Here is a 26,584-nt window from a genome sequence, read left to right as displayed (position 1 = left end):
GCGCCCCGCCGAACAGCCGCAGCCGCAGCCGCAGCCTGGAGACCTCGGCGTCCGCCGGATGGACGGCCCCGGCCGGCACGCGTGGGCGTGTCCGCGCCGTGAACAGGAACGGGCCCGCCAGGAGGAGGACCGGCCCGGCCGGGGCCCAGAGGCCCCGAGCGCGAGACCGGCCGGCACCCGGCAGGCCCTGCTCAGCGGGTTCACGATCAGGCGTGGTGCTTGCCCTTGCGCCGGTCGGACAGCCTGACGACCACGAAGACCACCACGGCGAGGATCACGATGCCCAGCACGGCCTTCGAGACGATCCCCATGTACTGCTCGACCAGGTCCCACTGCTCACCGAGCAGGAACCCCGCCATCACGAACGCCGTGTTCCAGATGAGGCTGCCCAGGGTGGTGAGGAGGGTGAAGATGAGGATCGGCATGCGCTCGACCCCCGCCGGGATCGAGATGAGGCTCCGGAAGATGGGGATCATCCGGCCGAAGAAGACGGTCTTCCTGCCGTGCTTGGCGAACCACGCCTCGGTCTTCTCAATGTCGGAGACGCTGACCAGCGGCAGCTTGGAGGCGATGAACACCACACGTTCGCGGCCCAGCAGGGCCCCGACCGCGTACAGCGCCAGCGCGCCGATCACCGATCCCAGGGTCGTCCAGAGCACGGCGTCGAACAACCGCATGTTCCCCTGGCTCGCGGTGAACCCGGCCAGCGGCAGGATCACCTCGCTGGGCAGCGGCGGGAAAAGGTTCTCAAGTGCGATAGCCAGCCCCGCCCCTGGCGCACCCAGGGTTTCCATAAGGTTGATCGCCCATCCGGCGACTCCGTCGAGATTCGGTGAACTCATAGGGACAAGGCTACGGAGAGTTGGGTAGGGCGTGGATGAGGAATGCGCCCGCTCCTGCCTCGTACACGCCACAGGGTTCGGCTGCGGAAAACCACAGGTGCCTGGAACCCCATCGTGACGATCGCGAAATCTCCAGGGTTCTCGCACGTCAGGGCCGGTATCGGCCGGCCAGGCGGGTGCGGCGGGCAGCGGCCGTCGCGGCCCGGGAAAGGGCGGGCGCCCCCACCTTCCGGCCAGGCTCTCCGCGTCCAACTGTGACCTATCCCACATTGACCGCCACCGAAAAGTGGTTTGGGCCCACGCGAGGGACGTTCAGATGTCTTCACTCTTATACGGCCCGGCACCATTTCAGCTGTTTCTGAGATGGACCGTCTCGCCCTGCTCGATCCTGGCGCGGCCCGCGGTCAGCGTGGCGACCCAGCCGGGGAAGTCGGCCAGGTCACGCTCGCGTACCGCGACGCGGAAGCCGACCTCCGCACCGTAGCGGACCTCCCTGACCTCGTACGGCGAGATGCGCAGGTCGTTCTCCAGCCGCCCGGCCTGGAGGTGGTCCACGGTCACGGTCATGACCCTGGCGGGCACCATCTCGACCAGCGGTGTGAGATCCAGCGTCTTGCCGACCGACGAGCCGTACGCGCGGACCAGGCCTCCCGCGCCGAGCTTCACCCCGCCGAAGTACCGGGTGACCACCGCCACCACGTCGGCGACGCCCCTGCGCAGCAGGGTCTCCAGCATCGGGGTGCCCGCGGTGCCACCGGGCTCGCCGTCGTCGTCGGCCCGCTGGATGTGGCGGTCGCCGCCGATCACGTAGGCCGAGCAGTTGTGCGTGGCGTCACCGTACAGCCGTCTGCGGCCGGCGATGAACTCCCTGGCCTCTTCCTCCGAGGCGACCCGACCGATGGCGCACAGAAAACGGGAGCGTTTTATGTCGATCTCGTGCTCTGTCGTGTTCCGCGGAGTCAGGTACGGGTCGGGCATTCGGCAAGGGTATCGGCGGGGTTCCCGGTCCGCGCCGCCGCGCACGTGTTTCCGGCCGCCCAGGGTGCGCCCTGCCGAAGCCCTCGCGACGTCGAAACAGGAGAGAGGCGCCTGGCGTTCATTGAACGAAACAGCGCGGCTCGCCCCCATGAGCTGGGGATAGGCGTCGGCGACTGGAACTCCCGCCATGGGGCAGGCCTTTGGGGCACGACAACCTCATAGTGGAACGCTTGCCTTCACCGGAAAAGAGGTTATATTTACCAATAATAATAGTAGGGATTGAGGGTAATAACGATGCCCCTGCCGAATTTCCTCACGATCGGTGCCCCTAAAACCGGGACCACCGCCCTGCACGCCGCACTGGCCCGGCACCCGGAGCTGTTCATGTCCCCGGTGAAGGAGCCGAAGTTCTTCCTCAGTGACGGCCCCCCTCCCACCAGGGGAGGCCCGGGCGACGCCCAGACCTACCGCGAGCACGTCTGGCGGCGCGAGGACTACGAAGCCCTGTTCGACGCGGCACCGCCGGGAACGCTCACCGGCGAGTCCACCCCGTTCTACCTCTACGACCTGGCGGCCCAGCGGCGTATCAGGAGGACCATCCCCGACGCCAGGCTCATCGTGGTGCTGCGCGACCCGGTGGAGCGCGCCCACTCCAACTGGACACATCTGTGGTCGGCCGGACTGGAACCGATCGGCGACGTGCTGGAGGCCTGCGCCGAGGAGGAGCGAAGGGTCACGGCCGGCTGGGCACCGTTCTGGCACTACCTGGGGCTCGGCAGGTACGGCGGACAGCTGAAACACCTGTTCACCCTGTTCCCCCGCGAGCAGGTGCTCGTCTACCGCTACCGCGACCTGGTCGACCGGCCCGCCGACACCCTGGACCGGATCTGCCGCTTCCTCGGCGTGGAGACCGGCGTCGTCACCGAGGTCCCCCGGGAGAACGTGACCGCCCATCCGGAGCCGACCCGCGGACACCGGATGCTGTCGCGGGCGTTGCGCCTGGGGTCGTCCGTGGGGCGGTTCCTGCCGTCGCGGGTGAGCGTGGCGCTGACCGACCCGCTGGAGCGCAAGCTGCAGCGGCGGGCCCGCTCCCGCCAGCCGCTGACCTGGGACCAGCGGGAGAAACTGATCTCCCACTTCACCCAGGACGTGACACTGCTGCAGGGGGTGACCGGCGAGGACTTCAGCGACTGGCTCCGTCCCCGCGAGCGCTCCGGCGGCCTGGTGGGCGTCCGCCCCGACGGCCAGCGCCAGGCCCGCAACGGCCGCCCCCAGGTGTGACCCCATCCCCCGGGGGACGGTGGGGGCGGGGCTCGTGAGCCTCACCGTGCCCGGCCGGGGCGTGATCGGCATGGCCCCGCGCAGGTCGGCGGCCGTGCTCAGCGCAGCTCGGCGCGAAGCTCGTGCGCCCCGTCCGCGCGGGTGTACTCGTAGTAGAGCCGCCGCCCGCCCTCCGGCAGGTCCACGATGTCCAGGTAGCGCAGGCCGCCGCCCGCGTGCGGCGAGAGGGCGGCGGGCCCGGTGCCGACCGGGGTCAGCTCCGCCGGGTCGGTGCCGACCGCGACACCGGTCTTCTCCTCGTAGTTCTCCACCGCGGCGGCTCTGCCGTCGTAGAAGGCCACCACCTGCTCCCCGAGGAAGCGGACCGCCGCCACCCGCGCCCCCCGGGCGTCCCAGGCTCCGGGCCGGCCGCTGAGCGCGGTGCCCTGCCAGGTCCACTCGATGCCGTCGGCGCTGGTGGCGTAGTCGGTCACCATCTGGTCGGCCTCGTCGTCCTCTGCCAGGGGGTGGCAGGAGGCCCACAGATGCCACACGTCGCCCCGCCGCACGATCACCGGGTCCTTGACGCCGGTCTTCGGGTCGCCGGGTAGCACCACCTGCCGCTGCGCGGCGCGGAACCCGGACGGGTCGTCGGCCTCCAGCACCTCGACCCGCCAGTGCTTGGTGTCGTAGGTGGCACAGCTGAGGTAGAGCCGCCAGCGCCCTTCCGGTGTGCGGACCAGGGTGGGCCGCTCCAGTGACTCGGTGTCCATCTCCTGCCTGCCGATGGTGAGCAGGGTCTCGAACCGCTCACCGTCGGTGGAGCGGGCGACGGCGACGGCGTAGCCGCGGCCCTCGCCGACGGGGCGGCGCAGCCGGTAGGCGAGGTAGATCAGCCCGTCGCTCGCCACGGCGCTCGGCGCACCGGCCCAGTGGCCCACGCCCGGCTGGGCCGGTTCGATCGCGACGGTGGAACGGCCCGGGTCGGGAAGGAAATCCTCGATTGTCACGACACCGAGATTAGGCAGGCCCTGAGAAGCACTCACGGAGAATCACCAATCATGATCACGAACTTTGTCACCCCTTGACGGCCAAAGGGTGCGTCGCCCTCGGAGCCTCCGGCACCGGGGGGTAGCAAAGGCTGCCGTCTCTGCACAGCCACCCCGTACGATCGGGTGCGCGAGGGGGGACGGCCCGAGTGCCGAGGTGGCGCCGAGGATCTTTCTGCGACCGTACAGGGTGCGACGACGTGCGCGGACGCGAGCGGCGGCGCTCCCCCCCGCGATGACCGGCCCGCTCGCCGGAGACGTGCCTTCCAGCACGTTTGGCGAGGGGACCGCCAGGTTTGCCCGGCGAGTCGCCCCACGTTCCTGTTACGGTTCCCGCGTTCGCGACGGTCAGGGCTTGACTGTCGCCTGCCTCGGCCGAGGTAGGCGAGAAGCCGCTCTCTTCGGGGAGCGGAGGAGTCACGCTCTTCAGGACCGGCGGAGCGTCGCGCTCGGCAGCGGGATGGCGGGGAACGGGTTGTCCGGCGGCAGGATGAGCCGCCGGGCCTCCAGCGGGCGCGCGGTGGCGTCCAGGTGCAGGAGCGCGGCCCCGATGCCCGCGGCGCCGACCATGTAGCCGGTGTCTGCGGTGACCTCCCAGGGGCGCAGCCGCCGGTAGGCCTGGTACCAGCGGGAGCCCCGGCCGTCGTGGCCGGTGGCCAGGCCGGTCAGGTTCTCCCCCAGCGTGCGGGCGAACTCCAGGTGCTGCGGGCGGCCGGTCGCCGCCCAGAGCCCGACGAACAGCTCCACCAGCCCGGCGGTACCGCAGCACTGGCAGGCCGAGTTCCAGTAGCCACCGCTCTGGCCGGCGGGGGCACCGCTGCTGACGATCCCCCTGGCCAGCCGCTCGACCCAGTCGAGGTCTCCGGCGTCACCCGAGACCCGGTACAGCTCGTAGAACGTCCGGGCGACCCCCGCGGAGCCGGAGCAGAAGCCCAGGTAGTGCAGATCGCGGCCCTGCGGGATGTGGTGTGGCACCAGCGCACACCGCTCGGTCACGGCGCTGACCGCGCGGACGAAGTCGGCCCCCCTGCGGGAGCCGTCGAGAAAGCGGGTCTCGCCGGTCACGCCGTACAGGCGGGCGAGCAGGAAGGCGGTGCCGGCCGTGCCGGACAGGAATCCCGGGGTGACCGCGTCCAGCGGCAGGTCGGCGCAGGCGCCCTCGCCGAAACGGTGGCCGGGGACGGCGAGCGCTGCGATGCGGGTGCCGGCCTCGACGGCGATCTCCTGGTAGGCGGGCACCCCCAGGATGCCCCCGGCGTGCAGCAGGCCGAGGATGATCCCACCGTCGCCGCGCTGGGCGGGGTCACCGGTCCAGCCCAGGCCGCCGTCGACGGGGCGGGCGCTGCGCACGATGCGGTCGGCGACCGCGCCGGCCTCGACCTCGAAATCCCGTTCACCGGTGGCCCATCCGGCCTCGGCGAGGGCGAACATCACCCCGGCCAGACCATGGTGGAGGGAGAGATCGACCTGCTCCCGCCAGGTGGCGGCGAGATAGCGGGCCCCGGCCCCGGCATCGTCCAGGTAGCCCTCGTCACCCGTGGCGGCGGCGAGCTCCAGGAAGAACAGGATGATCCCGGCCGCCCCCGAATACAACGACAGGGGGTGGTCGGGCATGGCGGCCCGGCCCCGGGGATCGGGGTTGGCCTGCCAGTGCCGTCCCCGTTCGTCGTCCACGGCCGCCGAGCGGATCCAGCGCGCGGCCTCGACCGCGGTGGCCAGCGGGCTCTCCGCCCCCGACTCCAGGCTCATGGCGGCTCCTTCGTACGGCGAGACAATCATGCTACCTGTATTTCCTACAGGATCAATAGGTAATGCGATGACGCCTGCCGTGGACCGCGCGGGCCGGATACCCGGGCCTTCCCCCGCCCGCGCTCAGGCCGAGCGGCCCGGAGGGACCAGATCGCTCATGACCGATCCCGCCAGATCGAACCCGCCGACATGGGCGAGGTAGCCGCCGGACTCGAAGATCGATCCGTCCAGCGGGATGAACACTCCCCCCGCCTGCCGGACCAGCAGCGACCCCGCCGCCACGTCCCATGGACCGACCCTACTGCCGTAGGCGACGTCCGCCCACCCTCCCGCGACATGGGCCAGATTGAGCGCCGTGCTGCCCGGACGGCGGGTGGAGGCGAACGACGCCAGCATCCGGCCGAACTCGCGCAACACCTCCTCCCCGCCGTCGGCCAGCTCGCGAGGGGTGGGATAACTGGTCAGCAGCATCGCCTCCCGATCGCGCGTGGCACCGGCGCTGCGCAACCGCACGTCGTTGCACCAGGCCCCGCCCAGGTCGGCCCGGAACTCGTCGTCGTGCACCGGGTCGTAGACCACCCCGGCGACCACCTCGTCCCCGGCGGCGGCGGCGATCGACACGCAGAAGAAGGGCAGCCCGGCGGCGAAGTTCGCGGTCCCGTCGATCGGGTCGACGTACCAGCGGATCTCACCGGACCCTTCGCTGCCGCCCTCCTCGCCGATGACCGTGCTGCCCGGGACGCGCCTCTCGATGACCTCCCGGATGGTCTCCTCCGCGGCGCGGTCGTGCTCGGTCACCGGATCGTGGAAGTCGCTCTTGGTCTCGACCGCGGGACGCGACCTGAACGCCTCGCGGAGCCGCTCGCCCACCGCGCGGGCGGCCTCGGCCGCGACGGCTGAGAGCTCTGCCGAGGTGCTCTGATCCATGATTCCTCCATTGACGCGATCGGGCCGCGCCGGTCGTCGGCGGTCCCGGGAGCGGGCCGGGTGGCAAGGATCCGGTGAGCCCGCCGACCGGCGCCGAGAGCTGCCCCGACTCCCATCCTGTACGAGAACGCACGCCCCCTACCCGCGTGGCGGGCGTCTCCGCGGGCCTCGGCCGTTTTCCGGCTGGACGTTCCGATCCTCGCCGGGGCCGGGCCCCGTACGGTACGCGCGCGGCGATCGCCTCCCGGAGATCACGCTCGCCGGGCATCGGTCAGATCGACAGAACGACTAGAAGTCGCACTTAAAGGTCAAATCTGCATCAAACAACTAGTAACCGGGAGCATCCACCGCATGGCATTTCGCCTGATGGGGATGTCATACGGGTAATCACCGCTAAGAAAGCCTGGCGTATGACCCCAGATCCGAGACAAGACGATGCGCGGCCGGAGAGATGAACAGGCGGCGGTCCTCGCCCTGCTGGAAGGCGTCGGGTCCACGGCAGGGAACGTCATGCTCGTCGAGGGCGAGCCGGGGATAGGCAAGACGCTGCTGCTCGGCGAGGCCGCCGGCCTCGCGGCCGCGCGGGGGACGGCGGTCGCGAGCGGACGGGCCGACGAGCTGGGACGGCTGACACCGCTGGGGCCGCTGCTGTCGGCCCTGGAGGAGTCGCCGGCGCCCATGACCGTGGCCAGGAACGCCTTCCCCGACGGCCCCGGCCTGCTGCTCTGGCTGGCCGAGCAGGTCAGGACCTCGCTGGAGAGAAGGCTGGGCGCGGGGCCGCTGCTGGTCACCCTGGACGATCTCCAGTGGGCCGATCCCGCCACGCTCATGGCTCTGCGCACGCTGCCCTCGCGGCTGGCCGAACGCCCGGTGGCATGGCTGCTGGCCTGCCGCAGCACCCCGGCGCGCGGCGACGCCAGACGGCTGTTCGACCTGCTCGAGGAGGAGGGGGCCACCCGGACCGTGCTGCGCCCGCTCGACGACGGTGCGGTCACCGAGATCTCCACCGACATCCTGGGCGCGGCTCCCGGGAAGGATCTGGCGGCACTGGCCGCCCAGGCCGGCGGCAACCCGCTGCTGCTGTCCGAGTATCTCACCGGCCTGTGCGAGGAGGGCGCCGTCCTCGTGCGGGACGGCGTCGCCCGGCTGGCCGAGACCACTCCCGCCGGGGCGGAGCTGCCCCTGCGGGTGCACACCGCCGTCCGGCGGCGGCTGAACGAGCTCAGCACCAGGACCAGGTACCTGCTGGAGGCCACGGCGGTGCTCGGGCGCTCGTTCTCACCGGCGTACGCGGCCGAGATGCTCGGCGAGACCCCGGCGGCACTGCTTCCCGCGCTGGAGGAGGCCCTGGCCGCGGGTGTGCTCGTCACCACCCCCGACGAGCTGGCGTTCAGGCACGAGCTGCTGTGGCGCTCGGTCGTCGAGAAGGTGCCCCAACCGGTGCGGCGAGCACTGCGCGAACAGGTCGAGCGCGCCGCCCGGACACGCCCGGCCCATCTGACCGGGGGCGGCGACGCCGAGACGCTGACGGACCTGGCCCTGCTCGCCTGGGACGAGGGCAGGCTCTCGTATGGACTGGACCTGGCACGCGAAGCCGTGGAGCAACCGGCCGGTGGACGACGGCGGCAGCAGCCCCGGGCCGTGCTGGCCTCGATGCTGATCGACCTCTGGCTGCTGGACGAGGCGGAGAGCACGACGGAGATCGCCGCGGCCGAGGCCGAGTGCGAGCCGGCCTGGGCCGCGGAGATCCCCGTCCTGCGCGCCCGCCTGCACCTGGCCGCGGGCAGGCTCGGCAGCGCGATCGAGCACGCGGAGGCCGGTCTGGCCGCCGCCGGGACCCTGGGCGCCCCGTTACCGGCCTCCTCGGCCCTGTCGGTGCTCGGCACCGCGTCGCTGCGGGCGGGCGACCTGCCGGGGGCCATCAGGTACATGGAGAGAAACCTTGTCGGGTCGGCGCGGGACCTGCCCCCGCGCACGCGGCTGCGTTCGGAGCTGGTGGCCGGGCGGATCAACGAGGCGCGCGACGGAGCCGCGGGCGGGATGAGCTCTCTCGGCGGGCTGTACGACGCGCTGCCTCGGCACACCGGGGCGCTGACCAGCGAGCCCACCGCCGCGGCATGGCTGGTACGGATGGCCATGGCGACGGGTCAGCGGCACCGGGCCGACGCCGTGGTCGACGCGGCCGAGGGCATCGCCTGGCGCAGCCCCGGCCTGCCCAATCCGTCGGTGGCCGCCGAGCACGCCCGTGGACTGCGGGAGGGCGACCCCGAGGCGCTGGGCCGCGCGGTGGCCGGGCACGGCGATCCGTGGGCCAGGGGTTCGGCGGCGGAGGATCTGGGCGTGCTGCTCGGCGCGGACGGCGGCTGCCGGGATCCGGCCGTGGAGAACCTCAAGATCGCGCTCGCCTGCTACGGCGCGGTGGGGGCCACCCGTGACGCCGCGCGGGTACGGGGCAGGCTGCGGCTGCTGGGCGAGCGGCGCCGCCACTGGGTCAGGACCGCCCATCCCACCTCGGGGTGGGCCAGCCTGACCGGCACCGAGCAGGCCGTCTGCGATCTGGTCTCCCAGGGGCTGACGAACCGGAACGCCGCCGAGCAGATGTTCATCAGCGAGCACACGGTCGCCTTCCATCTGCGGCAGGTCTTCCGCAAGCTGGGCATCCACTCCCGGGTCGAGCTGGCCAGGCTCTCCGCCGAGGAGGGCGCCCACCAGGGCCACCGAGCTCCTCGCTGAGATCCCCGGAGGTCTTCCTCTCAGCCACTCCCCTCGCCTGCCGGCGCGATGGCGCCCTCCACCCATGAGCGCGGTTCGGAGGCGGGCCCCGCGCCCACTCGGCCACGACGCGGCCGCCGCCGACCACCATCAGGTACGGCACCGCCCGGATCCGGTTCCTCTTCCCACAGTTCCGGCATTGCATAATATTTGACGATATTGCCGGTTCTCCTCATTCGTAGGTGACGTCGAGCTCGCCCTCGGCGAGGCCGACCCGGACCACACCCCCCTCGTACGCCTCCCCGGACAGCAGCGCGCGGCCGATGCGCGTCTCGACCTCCCTGGAGATGAACCGGCGCAGCGGGCGGGCGCCGTACACCGGGTCGTAACCCCGCTCGGCGATGTACCTGAGCGCCGCCTCGGTGACGTCCAGCCGGATCCCCCGCTGTTCGAGACGGGTCCGCAGCTCGACGAACATCAGGCCGACGATGCGCTCGATCTCCTCCATGGTGAGCGGCTTGAAGATCACGATGTCGTCGACGCGGTTGAGGAACTCGGGACGGAAGTGCGCGCGCAGCTCGGCCATCACCCGCTGCTGCGCCTCCTGCTCGATCTCCCCGCTCGGTGTGACGCCGTCGAGGAGGTAGACGGAGCCGATGTTGGAGGTCATGATCAGGACCGTGTTGCGGAAGTCGACGGTCCTGCCCTGCGCGTCGGTGAGCCGCCCGTCGTCCAGCACCTGCAGCAGCGTGTTGAAGACATCCGCGTGCGCCTTCTCCACCTCGTCGAAGAGCACCACGGAGTACGGCTTGCGCCGCACGGCCTCGGTCAGCTGGCCGCCCTCCTCATACCCCACGTAGCCGGGAGGCGCGCCGACGAGACGGCTGACCGTGTGCCGCTCCTGGTACTCGCTCATGTCGATGCGGATCATGTTGTCCTCGGTGTCGAAGAGCGCCTCCGCGAGCGCCTTGGCCAGCTCGGTCTTGCCGACACCCGTCGGTCCCAGGAAGATGAACGACCCGATCGGGCGGCGCGGGTCCTTGATACCGGAACGGGCCCGGATGACGGCGTCGGCCACCAGCCGCACCGCCTCGTCCTGGCCGATCACCCGCTCGTGCAGGATCTGGTCGAGCCGCAGGAGCTTCTCCCGCTCGCCCTCCTGCAGGCGGCTCACCGGGATGCCCGTCCACCGGGAGACGATCATCGAGATCTCGTCGTCGGTGACGACCTCGCGCAGCAGACGCGCCGTCCCCTGCTTGGAGAGCAGACGCTCCTCCTCCGCCTCCAGCCGCCGCTCCAGCTCGGGCAGCTTGCCGTGCCGCAGTTCCGCGGCACGGTTGAGGTCGTAGTCGCGTTCGGCCCGCTCGGCTTCGGCGCGTACGTGTTCGATCTCCTCGCGCAGGCCCTGGACGGCGCGTAGCGCGTGCCGCTCAGCCTCCCACTGCGCCCGCATGGCGTCGGCCTCGGCACGCACGTCGGCGAGCTCCGCGCGCAGTTCCTCCAGGCGGACCCCGCTCGCGAGGTCCTCCTCCTTGGCGAGCGCGGCCTCCTCGATCTCCAGGCGCATCACCCTGCGGGTGAGCTCGTCGAGCGCGGCGGGCATCGAGTCGATCTCGGTACGGAGCATCGCGCACGCCTCGTCCACCAGGTCGATGGCCTTGTCCGGCAGGAAACGGTCGGAGATGTAGCGGTGGCTCAGCACGACGGCGGCCACCAGCGCGCTGTCCTGGATCTTCACCCCGTGAAAGATCTCCAGGCGTTCGCGCAGGCCACGCAGGATGGAGATGGCGTCCTCGACCGAGGGCTCGTCGACCATCACCGGCTGGAACCGGCGCTCCAGTGCGGCGTCCTTCTCGATGTGCTTGCGGTACTCGCTGAGGGTCGTCGCCCCGATCATGTGCAGCTCGCCGCGGGCCAGCATGGGCTTGAGCATGTTGCCCGCGTCCATGGCGCCCTCGGCCGCTCCGGCGCCCACCACGGTGTGCATCTCGTCGACGAAGAGCAGGATCCGCCCCTCGGCGGCCTTGACCTCGTTGAGCACGGCCTTGAGACGCTCCTCGAACTCGCCCCGGTACTTGGCCCCGGCCACCAGCGAGCCCATGTCGAGACTGAAGACCGTCTTGCCCTTGAGTCCCTCCGGCACGTCCCCGTGGCTGATCCGCTGCGCGAGTCCCTCCACGATGGCGGTCTTGCCGACGCCGGGGTCACCGACCAGGACGGGGTTGTTCTTCGTCTTGCGGGACAGGATCTGGACGACGCGGCGGATCTCGGCGTCGCGCCCGATGACCGGGTCGAGCTTGCCCGACAGGGCATCGGCCACCAGGTCGCGCCCGTACTTCTCCAGCGCCTCGTACGCCACCTCGGGCATCGCGGAGGTCACCCGCTGGTTGCCGCGGATCGAGGTGAGCGCCTTGAGGAAGCCGTCTCTGGTCAGTCCCTGATCGTGCAGCAGTCTCCCGGCGGAGCTCGAGCTGCCCTCCTCAAGCAGGGCGATGAGCAGGTGCTCCACCGACACGTACTCGTCCTTGAGCCGGTCGGCCTCCCGTTTGGCCGTGTCCAGCAGGCGGGAGAGCCGCTGCGTCACATAGACCTGGCCCGGCGCGGCGCCGGGGCCGCTCACCTTGGGACGGCGGCCCAGCTCCGCCTCCAGGTCGCCCCTGAGCCTGTCGGTGTCGACGTTCGCGTACGAGAGCAGGCGGGGTATCAGCCCCTCCGGCTGGTCGAGCAGCGCCAGCAGCAGGTGCTCGCCGTCCACCTCGGTGTGCCCGAAGCGCAGGGCCTTGGTCTGCGCGTCGTGCAGCGCCTCCTGCGACTTCTGGGTCAGCTGGTTCATGTCCACGGCGAGCCTCCGGTGAGTCGGGAACGCCCACGCTGGGCGGCCTCCAACTGGGCGATGCGGTCCAGCAGATCCAGTACGAGGCCGAGCGCGGCATAGTTGATCGAGAACCCGGCCCGCAGCCGCCGGATCCGCGCCATGGTGAGCACTTCGGGAGGCGGGAACCACAGGTGCCCGGCGGAGTCGGTCCCGGCGTCGAGCAGGCCCAGCGCGACAAGGCGCCGCACCAGCTCGGGGTGGGTCCCCGTCGCCCTGGCGAACGTCTCCAGATCCAGGCGCTCGGGCCTGGTGAGCTGGTAGGTCCGCTCCACTCCGCCAGGCGCCCTCCGCGGACGGGAGGCGGAGCCCCCGGCCGGGGCCGCCCTCCGCGCCCCCGGGTGGGGCGGCCTGCGCTCCGGGAAGGGGTGGGTCATCGCTGTCTCCTCGGATCGAACGTGGAGACGGCGGCGAGCTGCTCGAACAGCCGCCGCTCCTCCTCCGGCAGCCGGGCCGGAACCATGATCCGCACCTCGGCGTACAGATCACCCGCCTTGTTCCGGGGACTGGGCATCCCCCGGCCGCGCAGCCGCAGCCGCTTGCCGCTGGAGGTGCCCGCCGGCACCTTGACCTTGGCCTCGCCCGCGGGGGTGTCGACCGCGACGGAGGCGCCGAGCGCCGCCTCCCACGGGGTGACCTGGAGCAGGACGTGGATGTCTCGCCCCTCGACCCGGTACCGGGGGTGCGGCGCGATCCTGACGATCAGGTAGAGGTCACCCGCGGGTGCCCCGTCGCCGCCCCTTCCACCCTGCCCGGCCAGCCTGATGCGCTGCCCGTCGGAGACGCCCGCGGGAATCTCGATCTGCAGCCTGCGCGAGCCGACGGTGATCGAGCGGCGGCCGCCCCGGTAGGCCTCCTCGACGGTCAGCTCGATCTCGGCCTCCTGGTCGGCGCCGGGGATCGGCCCCCAGCCTCCACCGGCCCTGCCTCCCCGCGCTCCCCGTCCGGAGAACAGCCCTTCGAGAAGGTCGTCGAGGTCGATCCCCTCCCCGAAGCCGGCCTGCTCTCCGGCCCAGCCGGCACGGCCCGCCCCCGCGCCGGCACGCGCACGGCGGCCTTGGGCGCGCGCCCACGTCTCGGGGTCCACATCCTCGGGCACCTGGCGGAAGTTCGGCCCGAACGCGTCGTAGCGGCGCCGGGTCGCGGGGTCGGACAGCACGCTGTAGGCCTCGGAGACCTCCTTGAAGCGGTCCTCGGCGGCCGGGTCCTTGTTGACGTCGGGGTGGTTGACCCGCGCCAGCTTGCGGTAGGCGCGCTGGATCTCCTCCTGGCTCGCGCCCCTCTGCACTCCGAGGATCTCGTAGAAGTCGCGGTCGGGGGGCATCATTCCCCCTTGGCCACCACGACCAGTGCGGGCCGTAGCTGTTGTTCGCCGTCTCCGTAACCGGGCCGCACCACCTGCAGGACCGTGCCGTCGGGCACGCCCTCCTGCGGGAGCACGGCCACCGCCTCGTGCCTGGCCGGGTCGAACGTGGCGCCGGCGTCGTCGCGGCGTGGGTAGCCGAGGCGGGAGAGCACCTCCTGCGCCTGGTCCCTGATCGCCCGCATCCCGTCGACGATGGAGGCGGGGTCGGTCTCCGCGTGCTCCAGCGCACGGTCCAGGTTGTCCAGCACGGGCAGCCACTCGGCGGCGGCCCGTGCCCGCTCCTCCTCCCGCATCCGCCCGGTGTCCCTGCTGACGCGCTTGCGCAGGTTGTCGAGGTCGGCGAGGGCGCGCCGCCAGCGGTCCTGCAGGTCGGTCACCAGGGTCTGGAGCTCCTCGACCCGGGCCTGGAGGTCGGCAGGGGCGGCCCCTGCCTCCCCGTGCGCCTCCTGGGCATGCTGCTCTTGACCGTGCGCCTCCTTGCCGCGCGTCCCTCGCGCATGGGCCTTCCCACCGTGTTCCTCCTGGCCGCCGTGCCGGCCCTGGGCCCGCGGCTCCCTGCCACGCGGATCCGGCTCATGACCGGGGAGGTGACCGCCCTGCCCGGCTGCCTCACTCATCGGTCGTGAACTCCGCGTCGATGACGTCGTCGTCCCTGCCGCCACCCGCCCGGCCGCCCGGAGCCCCGGACGTGCCCTCCCCCGGGGCGCCCGGGCCGGAAGCACCGGAGGCCGACGCGCCGAGGCTGTGGTAGACCTGCTGGAGCTCGGCGGTGAGCGAGCGGACCCGGTCGAGCGGGGCCTCCTGCTTGATCGCCTCGCGGGCGTCGTTCACCAGCATCTCGCCCCGCGCCTTCTCGTGGACGGGCACCGACTCACCCAGCTCGGCCAGGCGGTGCTCCACCTGGTAGGCGGCGCTGTCGAGCTCGTTGCGCGCGTCGATGACCTGCCGCATCCGCTGGTCCTCCTCGCGGTGCCGCTCGGCGTCGGCGACCATCCGCTCGACCTCGCCGGTGTCCAGGTTCGAGCTCTCACTGATCGTGATGCGCTGCTCGGCGCCGGTGTCCTTGTCCTTGGCGGAGACGTTCAGGATCCCGTTGGCGTCGATGTCGAAGGTCACATCGACCTGCGGCACGCCGCGCGGAGCGGGCCTGATGTTCTCCAGCCGGAACCGGCCGAGGGAACGGTTGTCGGCGGCGCGCTCGCGCTCGCCCTGCAGCACGGCGACGTCCACGGCGGTCTGGTTGTCCTCCGCGGTGCTGAACACCTCGGACCGGCGGGCCGGAATGGTGGTGTTGCGCTCGATGACCTTCGTCATGACCCCGCCGAGCGTCTCGATGCCGAGGGAGAGCGGCGTCACGTCCAGCAGCACGACGTCCTTCAGCTCGCCCTTGATGACGGCGGCCTGGACCGCCGCGCCCAGCGCCACGACCTCGTCGGGGTTGACCGTCATGTTCGGGTCCTTGCCACCCGTCATGCGGCGTACCAGGTTCTGCACCGCGGGCATCCTGGTCGAGCCGCCCACCAGGATCACCTCGTCGATGTCGTCGGCGGTGAGCTTGGCGTCGGCCATGGCCTGCTGGATGGGGGGCTGGCACCGTTCGAGCAGGTCGGCGGTGATCTCCTCGAAGGTGGAGCGCCGCAGCGTGGCGTTCAGGTGTTTGGGGCCCGAGGCGTCCGCCGTGATGAAGGGCAGGCTGACCTGCGTCTGGCTGACCGCCGACAGCTCGACCTTGGCCTTCTCCGCGGCCTCGAAGAGCCGCTGCAGGGCCTGGGGATCCTGGCGCAGGTCGATGCCGTTGTCCCGCTGGAACTCGTCGGCGAGGTGGTCGACGATGCGCCGGTCGAAGTCGTCACCGCCCAGATGGGTGTCGCCCGCGGTCGCCCGTACCTCGACGACGCCGTCGCCGATGGCGAGGATGCTGACGTCGAAGGTGCCGCCGCCCAGGTCGAAGACGAGCACGGTCTCGTTCCCCTTGCGGTCGAGGCCGTAGGCGAGAGCCGCCGCGGTCGGCTCGTTGACGATCCGCAGGACCTCCAGGCCGGCGATCTTCCCCGCGTCCTTGGTGGCCTGGCGCTGGGAGTCGTTGAAGTACGCGGGCACGGTGATGACCGCCTCGGTGATCTTCTCCCCCAGGAACTTCGAGGCGTCGTCCACCAGCTTGCGCAGCACGGCCGCGGCGATCTCCTCCGGCGCGTACAGCTTCTCGTGGATCTTGAAGCGGACGGCACCGTCCGGACCGGGGACGACGTCGAACGAGACGGCGTTCAGCTCGCTGGTGACCTCGTCGTAGCGGCGGCCGATGAAGCGCTTGGCCGAGTAGATCGTTCCCTTGGGGTTCAGGATCGCCTGGCGGCGGGCAAGCTGCCCGACCAGGCGCTCACCGTTCTCGGTGAACGCCACGACCGACGGCGTCGTCCGCACCCCCTCGGCGTTGGGGATCACCGTGGGCTTGTCGCCCTCCATCGTGGCGATCACCGAGTTGGTGGTGCCGAGGTCGATTCCAACTGTTTTAGGCATGCTGATCTCCTGTGCGACATGAAGGCGACGACACTCGCCGGACGGCATCACCGCCCCGATCCCCGGGCCTGATCACTCCACGCCCCGGTAAGGCCGGTGATCCAGGTGGCGGGCACGGCACGGCGGTGCGAGCCCTGCTCGGGGAACGCCGATCAGATCTGCTGTGGCATCTGCGGGGACATGCCCACGTTGAGCAGTCTGCGCGCCTCGGCCGCGTACGGGGTCTCGACCAGCACCTCGTAGCGGTCGGCGACGATCGAGCTCGACGAGAGGAAATCACGCTTGCCCCCGGTGAGCGCGTGGCCGATCAGCCCGAAGATCGCTCCGGCCACGGCACCCCAGATCAGGCCCCACAGGACCAGGACGAAGGGGAAGCGGCCCGGAGTGAAGATCGCGAAGAACAGGCCGATCAGCAGGCCGAACCAGGCACCGGCACCGGCTCCCATCAACGCGGAGCGAAGGTAGGTCAGCCGCCCGAGCACCCTCTCGACGAGCCGGAGTCCGACTCCGACGATCAGGGTGTGCTCGACCGGGAACTTCTGGTCGGAGAGCTGGTCCACGGCACGCTGGGCCTCGGCGTAGGTGCCGAAACCCGCCACCGCCTCATGGGCCTTCAAGGTGACATCTGATGGCATGGCACTTCCCCTCAACGGGTACCCGCGAAGTGGATCCTTACCCGCTCACCATGCCTCTCGGGACGGCGCCCCCACATCCCCAGATCTGACAGTCATCTCCCTCGTACCCCGCTCCGCCCCCGTCGGCCACCCCGTCGGCCTCACCGTCGGCCTCACCGTCGTCTCCGCCCCCCCGCGCCGTTGCGGTCAGTCAGGTCCCAGACCGTGCCGGAAGGCGTACGTCACGGCCTGGGCACGGTCGCGCAGTCCCGCCTTGGCGAAGAGGTTGTTGATGTGGGTCTTGACCGTCGCCTCGGAGACGAACAGCTCTCCGGCGATCTCCACGTTCGAGCGGCCCGCCGCTATCAGCCGCAGTACCTCGCTCTCCCGGCGGGTGAGCCCGTCGGGCAGGTCCGGCGCGCGGCGGTTCACGGTCACCGCCTCGGCCAGCCGCCGCTGGATACCGGGGTCGAACTGAGCCTGCCCCTCGACCACGGTCGCGATGGCCGAGGCCAGGGACTCGGCGTCGGTGTCCTTGGTCAGATAGCCCCGCGCCCCGGCGCCCAGCGCGGCGAAGACCGACTCGTCGTCGGAGTACGTCGTCAGGACCACCACATGGACCTCCGGGTGGGCCGCCCTGATCCTGCGGGTCGCCTCCACCCCGTCCATCCGGGGCATCCGCAGGTCCATCAGGACCACGTCGGGCCTGAGCTCGCCGACGAGCCGGACCGCCTCCCCGCCGTCGGCCGCCGCACCGGCGACCTCGATACCGGGCAGCAGCCCCAGCAGCAGCACCAGCCCCTCGCGCACCACCGTCTGATCGTCGGCCACCAGCACCCGCACGGTCACCTCGGCACCCCCGCGTCCCTCGAACCCGCTCGCGCTCCCCGGCGCCTCTCCCGCCGGGGCGGAACCGCGTCGCGATCGCGCGCCGCCGCCCCCGCACCGGCACCGGCACCGGCACCGGCACCGGCACCGGCGTGAGTCGTCCACGGCGCGGTGCCCGCCCCCGCGGCGGCGCCGCGCCGTGGGCGACTCACGCCGGGACCCGCAGGAGGACCCTGAAGCCCTCCGTACCCGGCCTCGCGGCCAGCGACCCGCCGATCAGCTCGGCCCGCTCGCGCATCCCCACCAGCCCGTACCCTCCTCCCAACGACGCCAGCCGGCCCGGCCGGCCACCGGTGTCGCACACCTCCAGCTCACACCAGCCCTCGACGCGGCGCAGCGCCACCCAGACCGCGGCGCCCGGCGCGTGCTTGCGCACGTTCGTCAACGCCTCCTGAGCGGTCCTGGCCACCGCCAGCCGGGCTCCGGCCTTCAGCGAGTCGAGGTTCCCGGTGACCGAGACCGTGCAGGACGCCCCGGTCACCGACCGGAACTCCACAGCCAGCCGCTCCAGCCGCTCGGCCAGCGGCAACTCCTCGCCGCGCAGCGCGTCGAGTGCCCGGCGGGTCTCCTCCAGCCCGGTCCGTGCCAGCCGCACCGCCCGCTCGACCCGGTCGAGCGCCGCCGCCGGATCGTCGCCCCGCTCCAGCAGCAGCCGCGCCCCCTCCAGATGGAGGATCTGCGCCGACTGCGAGTGAGCCAGGATGTCGTGGACCTCCCTGGCCAGCCGCGCCCGCTCAGCGAGCACGGCCTCGCCCGCCCGCGCCTCGGCGAGTGCCGCTCCGTGCTCCCTGGTCGTCTTCACATGCCGCAGCAGGAAGACGAAGACCGCCGAATAGGCGAGCCCGGCGGTGTTGCCCCAGACGGCCCCGGAAGGGATGCCCAGGGCGAAGGAGAGCGCCGTCACGCCGACGAGGTCGGCCGTGACCAGCGCCGCCCCCGGCCAGAAGCGAGCCTTGAACGGTGCGACGAAGACGACGACGTACAGGAACCCCATCCCGCTGTAGAGGCTGATCGCGTGCAGGGCGAGCCCTCCGGCCAGGGTGAGGGCGAGCAGCGAGACGTTGCGCCGGAGGTCCTCACCGCACAGCGCCCACAGGCAACAGCCCAGGGTGAGGGCGCCGATCGGGATCACCGCGAACAGCCCGGGCGGTCCCACCTCGACGGCGGCGGCCACCGGGCCGAAGAGCAGGTATCCCACCAGCAGGACGGCGAGAAGCCTGCGCACGGGCGGGCTGCGGAGGATGGCCACGACGACAAGCTACCGGTGCCCGCCGGAAAGGGACCATGGACCCCAGGGTGGAGATGCCTCCAGCCGACCGCACAACGGTCCCCTTCCGGGTGGAGGTTGCCGGCTCCACCTCCGGAACCATTCACCAACGCCTGCCGGCAGGTCATTGTCGAGGCCATGTCAGCAATCAGCGTCACGCATCTCGGCAAGTCGTTCGGTGAGGTGCGCGCCGTGGACGATCTGTCCTTCACCGTGGAGCGAGGAACGCTCACCGCCTTTCTCGGCCCCAACGGGGCGGGCAAGACCACCACCCTGCGCATGATCCTCGGCCTGGTCGCGCCCACCGGCGGCACCGCCACGATCGGCGGCACGGCCTACCGTGACCTGGACCGGCCCGTCGCCACGGTCGGCGCGGTACTGGAGTCGACGGCCTTCCACCCCGGGCTGAGCGCCCGCGCGCACCTGGAGGCGCTCCGCCTCGCCGCGGGGCTGGATCCCGCGCGCGTGGCGCACGCGCTGGAGCAGGTCGACCTCACCGCCGCGGCCGACCGCAGGGTAGGGGGTTTCTCCCTGGGCATGCGCCAGCGGCTCGCCCTGGCCACCGCCCTGCTGGGAGACCCGGAGACCCTCATCCTCGACGAGCCCGCCAATGGCCTGGACCCGGCGGGCATGCGCTGGCTGCGGGGCTTCCTGCGGGCCTACACCCACCAGGGCCGCACGGTCCTGGTCTCCACACACGTGCTCGCCGAGATCCGGCAGATCGCCGACCACGTGATCATCCTTACCGCGGGCCGCCTCGCCTGGCAGGGCACGCTGACCCCGCAGACCGACCTGGAGGAGCTGTACGTGAAGGTGACCGGATGAGCCGCCTGATCCGCGCCGAGCTGTTCAAGGCCCGCGCGAGCCGCGTCACCTGGATCCTCGTCGCCCTGGCGCCCCCGCTGTGCGTGCTCTGGGCGGGGCTGATGGTCGCACTGGCGGAATCGAGCGGCGCGACGGCGCCGCAGATCGAGAACGTCTACAACATGGCCCAGCAGTCCTATGTCTTCGCCCTGATCCTCGGTGTCCTGGGCACGGCCGGGGAGAACCGCCACCAGACGATCACCTGGCAGTTCCTGGTCACCCCTCGGCGGGAGAGGGTGGTGGGGGCGAAGCTGGCCGCGTACGGGATCGTCGGGCTGCTCGTCGGCGCCGTGTCGGCGCTGGTCACGCTGGCTGCGGGCCTGGTCATGCTGAGCCTGGCCGGTCATCCCGTGTGGACCCCCCGGGTGCCGGTGGTACTGCTCGGCTCGGTGCTCAGCGTCGTCCTGTACGGCCTGCTCGGAGTGGGCCTCGGAGCTCTGGTCCGCAACCAGGTCGCGGCGGTGGCGGTGGCGCTGGTCTGGTTCATGTACGCCGACTACCTGCTCACCATGCTCCTGCCCGGCCTGGGCCGGTGGCTGCCGACCGGGGCGGCCCGCGCCCTGGGCGGCATGAACATGCAGGGCGACGAGCTGCTGCCCGCCTGGGGGGGCGGGCTGCTGTTCGCCGGCTATGTCGTGGTGATCGTGCTCGCCGCTCGCGCGCTGACGCTGCGCCGCGACATCACCTGACCTCGCCGTACACAGACACAGACACGGGGGCGGGCGTCACGACATGACATCGCGGACGGCGGCGTGGGCCGCGTCACGCATCATGCCGTGCAGCGTCGCGTTGGACTCCCGCTCCGTGCGCACCTCGACGATGCGCAGCCCCTCACCGCGCAGCGCCTTCACCAGCTGGCCCGGCTCGTTCACGAAGGTGTACGGCGTGCCGGTGGCGGCTGCCACGTAGCCCAGGTCCACCCCGTGCGCGGTGCCGAAGATCCGCTCGAAGGGGTCGCGGAGCGTGGCCTGGGGAAGCAGCGAGAAGATCCCGCCGCCGTCGTTGTTCACCACGACCAGACAGAGGTCGGGACGGGGCTCGCGCGGGCTGAGGACCAGCCCGTTCTGGTCGTGCAGGAAGGTCAGATCGCCCATCAGGGCGTAGGAGGGACCGTTGTGGGCGAGGGCCGCGCCCATCGCGGCCGACACCACGCCGTCGATTCCCGCCGCTCCCCGGTTGGCCAGGATCCGCAGTCCCCGCCGGGAGCGCATCGCCTGGTCGAGGTCACGGATCGGCATGGAGGAGCCGGAGAACAGCAGGGACCCGTTGGGCAGCGCGTCCACCAGGTCGCGGGCCAGGCGCGGCTCGCTGAGCCCGGTCCCGTCCAGCACGTCGTCGATCGCGGTCCTGGCCGCCGTCTCGGCGCGGCGCCAGGAGTGCAGCCACGTGTCGTCGCCCGCCGGGATCGGGATCTCCACCACCTGGGCGGCCTGGGTGGCCGAGCGGGTCGGGTCGGGCCAGCGGGTCATGTCGGCGGCGACCACGATGTGCTCGTCCGCGTGCCTCAACCAGTTGAGCAGCGGCCGTGACAGCCCGGGACGGCCCAGGGTGACCACCACGTCCGGCCGGTGCCGGTCGGCGAACTCCGGGGTGCCGAGGAGGAAGTGGTAGGTGGACATCGCGTGGTCGCCGTAGCGGGCGCCGCCGTTGGGCTCCGACAGGACGGGCCACCCGGCCATGCCCGCCGCCGCCACGTACCGGCGCACGTTGGTCGCGCCGTCACCGACGACGAGCACACCCCGCCGGGTCGGCGGCAGGTGCAGCGCCACCGACGGGGAGCCCACCCTGGCGCGGATCCACGGCCCTGGCGCGTCGCTCTCCAGGGACTCGCACCAGGAGAGGTCGCCGTCAGGGATCAGCGGTTCCCGGAAGGCCACGTTGAGGTGGACCGGGCCCGGGTCGTACGGGCCCAGCGCGCGCTGGTAGGCGCGGCAGGCCAGCGACCGCCAGTAGGCGACCTGCCCCGGCCGATCCTCGGGCACGCCGACCTCGCTGAACCAGCGGACGGCCGTGCCGTACAGCTTGATCTGGTCGACGGTCTGGCTCGCGCCGGTGTCGCGCAGCTCGGGCGGGCGGTCGGCGGTGAGCACCAGCAGCGGCACCCCCGACTCGTGCGCCTCGATGACGGCCGGATGGAAGTTGGCCGCCGCGGTGCCGGAGGTGCAGATCAGGACGACCGGCCGCTCGCTGCGGCGGGCCAGCCCCACCGCGAGGAAGGAGGCCGAGCGCTCGTCCACCCGCACGTGCAGCCGGATACGGCTGTCGGCGTGCACGGCGAGGGCGAGCGGCGCCGAGCGCGACCCCGGCGCGAGCACCACGTCCGTGACACCGCAGCGGGCGAGCTCGTCGACCAGCACGGTCGCGAGCGCGGTCGCGGGATTCACCGCATCGTCTCCTTAACTCCGCACCCGGAGGGTAGATCCCGAGGCGCGCGAAATCGACCTCGCCTACGCGGGACGGTGCGCCTCGGGACCGAACCCGTTCGGATCTTCGCTGCCCCTAGGGGCGGCGCGGGAACCTGCCGAAGTCGGGGGCGCGCTTCTCCTTGAAGGCGTCGCGGCCCTCCTGCGCCTCCTCGCTCATGTAGTAGAGCAGGGTGGCGTCGCCGGCGAACTGCTGCATCCCGGCGGCACCGTCGGTCACCGCGTTCAGCGCGCCCTTGAGCATGCGCAGTGCCAGCGGCGACTTCTCCAGCATCTCCCTGGCCCATCTGACCGTCTCGGCCTCAAGCTCGGCGAGCGGAACGACCGCGTTGACCAGGCCCCAGTTCAGGGCGGTCTGCGCGTCGTACTGGCGGCAGAGGTACCAGATCTCGCGGGCCCGCTTCAGGCCCACGGTCTCGGCCAGCAGCCAGGAGCCGTAGCCGCCGTCGAAGGAACCGACCTTGGGACCGGTCTGGCCGAAGACCGCGTTGTCGGCGGCGATGGACAGGTCGCAGCACACGTGCAGCACGTGGCCGCCGCCGATGGCGTAACCGGCGATCATCGCGATGACCGGCTTGGGGCAGCGGCGGATCTGGACCTGCAGGTCCAGAACGTTGAGCCTGCCCACGTGCGGAGTGGACTTGTCGACGTAGCCGTCGTCACCGCGGATCTTCTGGTCGCCGCCGGAACAGAAGGCCCTGTCGCCCGCACCGGTGAAGATGATCACACCGACCTCGGAGTCCTCCTGAGCTACGTTGAAGGCCTCCTTGAGCTCGAAGAGCGTGGTCGGACGGAACGCGTTGTGCCGCTCCGGACGGTTGATCGTGATCTTGGCGATGCCCTCGCCGGTCTCGTAGACGATGTCCTCGTACTGGCCGGACCTCTTCCAGTCGACCGCACCGTCCCGCTCGGGAGTCGTCTCCGCCGCCACCTGCTCGTTCGCGCCCGGCTCGACTCTCTCCGTGCCCACGATTGCTTCGCCCCCTCCGCTGTGCCGGGGCCGTCCCCGGCCGTTGTCCGGCTTTCGGCACTAACCTTACGACTGTGATGACCATTCCTGTGCACGAGGAGTGGCTTTCCGTGCAACGAGAACTGCACGCCGTGGTGTCCGCGGCGGGTCCGGAGCTGTTCCGGGCCGTCGGCTCGGCACTGGACGGCCAGGGCCCGGCCATCCTGCCCCTCTCCCCCTCCCTGCCCACCCCCGCACTGCGGGCGACGCTGGAGGCGCTGCGCCCGACCCACGTCGACGGGGTCCGCCGCGAGGACGGCGTCGGGGTGCCCGCCGAGGTGGCGGTGGTCATCGCCACCAGCGGTTCGACCGGCACTCCGAAGGGCGTGCAACTGTCGGCCGAGGCGCTGAGGGCTTCGGCGTCGGCCTCGCTGCGGCGCCTGGACGCGGAGGCGAGCGAGCGCTGGCTCTGCTGCCTGCCCCCCTCCCACGTGTCCGGCCTGCAGGTTCTGGTGAGGTCGCTACTGGGCGGGACCGAGCCGATCACGCACGAGGGGTTCTCCCCCGAGGCGGTGCTCGCCAGCGGTGCGGACCATGTCTCGCTGGTGCCCACCCAGCTGCGCCGCCTGCTCCACGCGGATCTGTCGGTGTTCAAAACGATCCTGCTCGGCGGTGCCGCCGCTCCCCCCGACCTGCTCGACGCGGCCCGCGCGGCCGGCGCACGGGTGGTCACCACGTACGGCATGAGCGAGACCTGCGGCGGGTGCGTCTACGACGGCGAGCCCCTCGACGGGGTGGGGATCGGCATCGGCGGCGACGGCAGGATCCGCCTGAGCGGGCCGGTGCTGTTCTCCGGCTACCGGCTCAGGCGCGGCCTCACCGAGGCCGTGCGCGACGGCGACTGGTTCCTCACCTCGGATCTGGGCACCCTGGACGACGGGCGGCTGCGCGTGCTGGGGCGGGCCGACGACGTCATCAACACCGGGGGCGAGAAGGTCGTCGCCGCGGCGGTGGCCGCCGCGGTGGCCGAGCATCCCGCGATCACCGACGTCGCCGTGGTCGGCCGCCCCGATCCCGAGTGGGGCGAACGGGTAGTGGCCTTCGTCGTTTCGCAGGCCCCGCCGTCCCTGGCCGAGTTGCGCGCCTTCGCCAAGGAACGGCTACCCGCCTACGCGGCCCCCGCCGAGCTGATCGTAATGACCGAAATACCACTTTTGGCCAATGGCAAGCCGGACCTGGAAACTCTCCGTTATGGTCGTGACCGGGAACCGTGAAGACGCTGTCACACGTCCAAGGGATAGCCGAAGCAGGAGGACAATCTCGATGAACGTCACCCGGAAGACATGGGTCTCGGCTGGAATCGTGAGCCTGGTCCTGGCCGGTGGCATCTCCGTCACGGCGGCCGCCGCGGCGGGAGGCATCGGGAAGACCGGGAGAACATCGGGCGAGCCGGTGCCGGTCGCCCCGCACGACCCCGCCCCGCCCTCGCAGGTGCCGTCGCCGACGGCACCGCCCCCGTCCTCGGAGGGCTATGTGATCTCCGAGAAGGTCAACCCGGATCCGGAGAAGGTCGTCGGCTACTGGACGGAGCACCGCATGGAGGAGGCCGAACCCTTCCCGATGCCCATGGTCGAGGGCCCTCTGGACGTGATCGAGGATTCCTCGGACGTGACCGAATAGGGCCGTACCAGGCACTCATACGCGGGTGGATCGCCGAGAGGACGGTCCACCCATCATATTTTCCGAGTCAAGTCGGGAACAGAAAGTTCTTGGCTGTGGTTATTGGTACTGGTGCGCCGAGCGGCCCCAGACCGCCCCACCCGACGACTGAAAACCGTAATCAGACGACTCCGTGATGGAGGAGGTGTCCTCATGCCCCCGACCGCCGTGGCGGCCTCATCTGAAGCCCCGACGACCCTCGAACAGCTCATTGACCGAGGGCGAGTTCAGGGCCACCTTTCACTCGCGGAGCTGCGCCGCGCCTTCGCCGAGGCGGGCATCAGCCCCACCGAGGGCAGGGCGATCCTGCGAGAGCTCACCGAGGCCGGCGTCAGCCTGGCCGCCGAGAACGAGCCCGTGCTCTCCCCTGCCACCGCCAGGGCGGCGAAGACCACCACCCGCAAGAGCACCGCCCGCAAGGCGAAGCCCGCACCCGCGAAGAAGGCATCGGCCAAGACCGAGGCCGTGGCCGTGGGCAAGGCCAAGGACGCCACCGCGGAGGCGGACGACGAGTGGAACCCCCCGGAGGAGCCGGAGTCCGAGACGGAGACCGAGTCGACCTTCGACCTGGACGACCACTCCTCCGTCATGGGCGACTCCGTGCACACCTATCTGAAGTCGATCGGCCGTCGCACCCTGCTCACCGCCGCCCAGGAGGTCGAGCTGGCCAAGCGCATCGAGGCCGGCCTGTACGCCGAGTCCAAGCTGGAGGCCGAGCCGGGCCTGTCCGCGGTCATGCGCGACGACCTGGAGTGGATCGCCGAGGACGGCCGCCGGGCCAAGGACCACATGCTGGAGGCCAACCTCCGCCTGGTCGTCTCCGTGGCGAAGAAATACACGGACCGGGGCATGGCCCTGCTCGACGTGGTCCAGGAGGGCAACCTCGGCCTGATCCGCGCGGTGGAGAAGTTCGACTACACCAAGGGCTACAAGTTCTCCACCTACGCCATGTGGTGGATCCGCCAGGCCATCCAGCGTGGCTTCGCCGACTCGGCCCGCACCATCAGGCTGCCGGTGCACGTGCTGGAGATGCTCTCCAAGCTGTCGCGCATCGAGCGCGACATGCACCAGCGCCTGGGCCGCGAGCCCACGCCGGACGAGCTTGCCGTGGAGCTGGACAGGACTCCCGACCAGATCGAGGAGCTGCTGCGCACCAGCCGCCAGCCGATCAGCCTCAACGCCACCATCGGCGAGGACGGCGAGACCACCATCGGTGACCTCATCGAGGACATCGACTCGCCCGAGGCCTCGGAGGTCGTCGACCGCCAGCTGCTGGGCGAGCAGTTGCGCGGTGTGCTCGGCAACCTCTCCCCGCGGGAAGCCAAGATCATGGCCTTGCGCTTCGGTCTCATCGACGGTAAGCCCCACACTCTCGACGAGATCGGCAAGCACCTCGGCCTGACCCGCGAGCGCATCCGCCAGCTGGAGAAGGAGTCGCTCTCCAAGCTCCGCCACCCCAGCAACACACGCCCGCTGCTCGACTGGGCCAGCTGACCCGCCTCGAAGGGCGCCCCCGCGAGACCTCCCGGTCCGTGAGGGCGCCCTTCGCCGTCTCCTGGACCGCCGCGAGGGCCCTCGCGGCCCCGAG

General features: G+C 71.4%; 22 protein-coding genes. 7 read left to right on the top strand and 15 right to left on the bottom strand.

From position 1 onward, the window contains the following. Positions 1–206 precede the first annotated feature (206 nt). On the bottom strand, positions 207–842 hold the full coding sequence (locus ACQP0P_RS21890; RefSeq protein ID WP_433380027.1) for a DedA family protein: 636 nt from the start codon (positions 840–842) through the stop codon (positions 207–209). A 348-nt stretch (positions 843–1,190) separates the two neighbouring features. Continuing rightward, positions 1,191–1,820, bottom strand: coding sequence for a YigZ family protein (locus ACQP0P_RS21885; protein WP_433380024.1), 630 nt, complete (start codon positions 1,818–1,820; stop codon positions 1,191–1,193). A 294-nt stretch (positions 1,821–2,114) separates the two neighbouring features. On the opposite strand from ACQP0P_RS21885, the gene ACQP0P_RS21880 reads away from it, so the two are divergent. Then, positions 2,115–3,101 carry a sulfotransferase family protein gene (locus ACQP0P_RS21880; protein ID WP_433380021.1) on the top strand — a complete coding sequence of 329 codons (987 nt, stop codon included), beginning with the start codon at positions 2,115–2,117 and terminating at the stop codon, positions 3,099–3,101. A gap of 98 nt (positions 3,102–3,199) precedes the next feature. Here the strand turns inward: ACQP0P_RS21880 and ACQP0P_RS21875 are convergent, their stop codons facing one another. The 3 genes from ACQP0P_RS21875 to ACQP0P_RS21865 all read right to left on the bottom strand — a co-directional run bounded on the left by ACQP0P_RS21875 (position 3,200) and on the right by ACQP0P_RS21865 (position 6,805). Then, positions 3,200–4,090, bottom strand: coding sequence for a hypothetical protein (locus tag ACQP0P_RS21875; protein WP_433380018.1), 891 nt, complete (start codon positions 4,088–4,090; stop codon positions 3,200–3,202). A 465-nt stretch (positions 4,091–4,555) separates the two neighbouring features. Beyond that, a complete protein-coding gene (locus ACQP0P_RS21870) occupies positions 4,556–5,878 on the bottom strand; it encodes a lanthionine synthetase LanC family protein (RefSeq protein ID WP_433380015.1) in 1,323 nt (440 codons plus the stop codon). Positions 5,879–6,001: 123 nt separating this feature from the next. Next, positions 6,002–6,805 carry an inositol monophosphatase family protein gene (locus ACQP0P_RS21865; protein ID WP_433380012.1) on the bottom strand — a complete coding sequence of 268 codons (804 nt, stop codon included), beginning with the start codon at positions 6,803–6,805 and terminating at the stop codon, positions 6,002–6,004. A gap of 435 nt (positions 6,806–7,240) precedes the next feature. Between ACQP0P_RS21865 and ACQP0P_RS21860 the strand changes: the two genes are divergently transcribed. Beyond that, positions 7,241–9,538 carry an AAA family ATPase gene (locus ACQP0P_RS21860; protein ID WP_433380009.1) on the top strand — a complete coding sequence of 766 codons (2,298 nt, stop codon included), beginning with the start codon at positions 7,241–7,243 and terminating at the stop codon, positions 9,536–9,538. A 211-nt stretch (positions 9,539–9,749) separates the two neighbouring features. Here ACQP0P_RS21860 and clpB read toward each other — a convergent pair whose 3' ends face one another. From clpB to ACQP0P_RS21820, 8 genes are all read right to left on the bottom strand, one after another. Continuing rightward, positions 9,750–12,350: an ATP-dependent chaperone ClpB gene (clpB, locus tag ACQP0P_RS21855; RefSeq protein ID WP_433382011.1), complete on the bottom strand. Its 2,601-nt coding sequence runs from the start codon at positions 12,348–12,350 to the stop codon at positions 9,750–9,752. After that, a complete protein-coding gene (locus ACQP0P_RS21850) occupies positions 12,347–12,766 on the bottom strand; it encodes a chaperone modulator CbpM (RefSeq protein ID WP_433380006.1) in 420 nt (139 codons plus the stop codon). Before ACQP0P_RS21850 ends, clpB begins: the two co-directional genes overlap by 4 nt. Further along, positions 12,763–13,716, bottom strand: coding sequence for a DnaJ C-terminal domain-containing protein (locus tag ACQP0P_RS21845; RefSeq protein WP_433380003.1), 954 nt, complete (start codon positions 13,714–13,716; stop codon positions 12,763–12,765). The genes ACQP0P_RS21850 and ACQP0P_RS21845 overlap by 4 nt, the downstream gene beginning before the upstream one ends. Next, on the bottom strand, positions 13,713–14,372 hold the full coding sequence (locus ACQP0P_RS21840; protein ID WP_433380000.1) for a nucleotide exchange factor GrpE: 660 nt from the start codon (positions 14,370–14,372) through the stop codon (positions 13,713–13,715). The genes ACQP0P_RS21845 and ACQP0P_RS21840 overlap by 4 nt, the downstream gene beginning before the upstream one ends. Further along, a complete protein-coding gene (dnaK, locus tag ACQP0P_RS21835) occupies positions 14,365–16,272 on the bottom strand; it encodes a molecular chaperone DnaK (RefSeq protein WP_433379997.1) in 1,908 nt (635 codons plus the stop codon). The genes ACQP0P_RS21840 and dnaK overlap by 8 nt, the downstream gene beginning before the upstream one ends. 152 nt (positions 16,273–16,424) lie before the next feature. Next, on the bottom strand, positions 16,425–16,907 hold the full coding sequence (locus ACQP0P_RS21830) for a general stress protein (protein WP_433379994.1): 483 nt from the start codon (positions 16,905–16,907) through the stop codon (positions 16,425–16,427). Between the two features lie 186 nt (positions 16,908–17,093). Continuing rightward, complete coding sequence (locus ACQP0P_RS21825; protein ID WP_433379991.1) at positions 17,094–17,735, bottom strand: response regulator; 642 nt, start codon at positions 17,733–17,735, stop codon at positions 17,094–17,096. Between the two features lie 187 nt (positions 17,736–17,922). Next, on the bottom strand, positions 17,923–19,023 hold the full coding sequence (locus ACQP0P_RS21820) for a sensor histidine kinase (RefSeq protein ID WP_433379988.1): 1,101 nt from the start codon (positions 19,021–19,023) through the stop codon (positions 17,923–17,925). Positions 19,024–19,179: 156 nt separating this feature from the next. Here ACQP0P_RS21820 and ACQP0P_RS21815 point away from each other — a divergent pair, with 156 nt between their 5' ends. Both ACQP0P_RS21815 and ACQP0P_RS21810 read left to right on the top strand, forming a co-directional pair. Continuing rightward, positions 19,180–19,866, top strand: coding sequence for an ATP-binding cassette domain-containing protein (locus ACQP0P_RS21815; RefSeq protein ID WP_433379985.1), 687 nt, complete (start codon positions 19,180–19,182; stop codon positions 19,864–19,866). Next, a complete protein-coding gene (locus tag ACQP0P_RS21810) occupies positions 19,863–20,594 on the top strand; it encodes an ABC transporter permease (RefSeq protein WP_433379982.1) in 732 nt (243 codons plus the stop codon). Before ACQP0P_RS21815 ends, ACQP0P_RS21810 begins: the two co-directional genes overlap by 4 nt. Before the next feature lie 36 nt (positions 20,595–20,630). Here the strand turns inward: ACQP0P_RS21810 and menD are convergent, their stop codons facing one another. Together menD and menB are read right to left on the bottom strand one after the other, a co-directional pair. Beyond that, on the bottom strand, positions 20,631–22,289 hold the full coding sequence (gene menD / locus ACQP0P_RS21805; protein ID WP_433379979.1) for a 2-succinyl-5-enolpyruvyl-6-hydroxy-3-cyclohexene-1-carboxylic-acid synthase: 1,659 nt from the start codon (positions 22,287–22,289) through the stop codon (positions 20,631–20,633). A gap of 115 nt (positions 22,290–22,404) precedes the next feature. Beyond that, entirely contained in the window at positions 22,405–23,259 is an 855-nt protein-coding gene (gene menB / locus ACQP0P_RS21800) for a 1,4-dihydroxy-2-naphthoyl-CoA synthase (RefSeq protein ID WP_433382008.1), read from the bottom strand. 116 nt (positions 23,260–23,375) lie between these two features. Here menB and ACQP0P_RS21795 point away from each other — a divergent pair, with 116 nt between their 5' ends. The 3 genes from ACQP0P_RS21795 to ACQP0P_RS21785 all read left to right on the top strand — a co-directional run bounded on the left by ACQP0P_RS21795 (position 23,376) and on the right by ACQP0P_RS21785 (position 26,490). Then, positions 23,376–24,551, top strand: a complete 1,176-nt coding sequence (locus ACQP0P_RS21795) for an AMP-binding protein (protein ID WP_433382005.1) — start codon at positions 23,376–23,378, stop codon at positions 24,549–24,551. A gap of 49 nt (positions 24,552–24,600) precedes the next feature. Beyond that, the gene (locus ACQP0P_RS21790; RefSeq protein WP_433379976.1) at positions 24,601–24,957 is read left to right on the top strand and encodes a hypothetical protein; all 357 of its coding nucleotides are present in this window, start codon (positions 24,601–24,603) and stop codon (positions 24,955–24,957) included. 192 nt (positions 24,958–25,149) lie between these two features. Then, on the top strand, positions 25,150–26,490 hold the full coding sequence (locus ACQP0P_RS21785; RefSeq protein ID WP_433379973.1) for an RNA polymerase sigma factor: 1,341 nt from the start codon (positions 25,150–25,152) through the stop codon (positions 26,488–26,490). The last annotated feature ends 94 nt before the right edge of the window (positions 26,491–26,584 follow it).

Source organism: Streptosporangium sp. CA-115845, from assembly GCF_050943795.1.
Classification (GTDB): domain Bacteria; phylum Actinomycetota; class Actinomycetes; order Streptosporangiales; family Streptosporangiaceae; genus Streptosporangium.
This window is presented reverse-complemented; position numbering and strand designations above follow the sequence as displayed.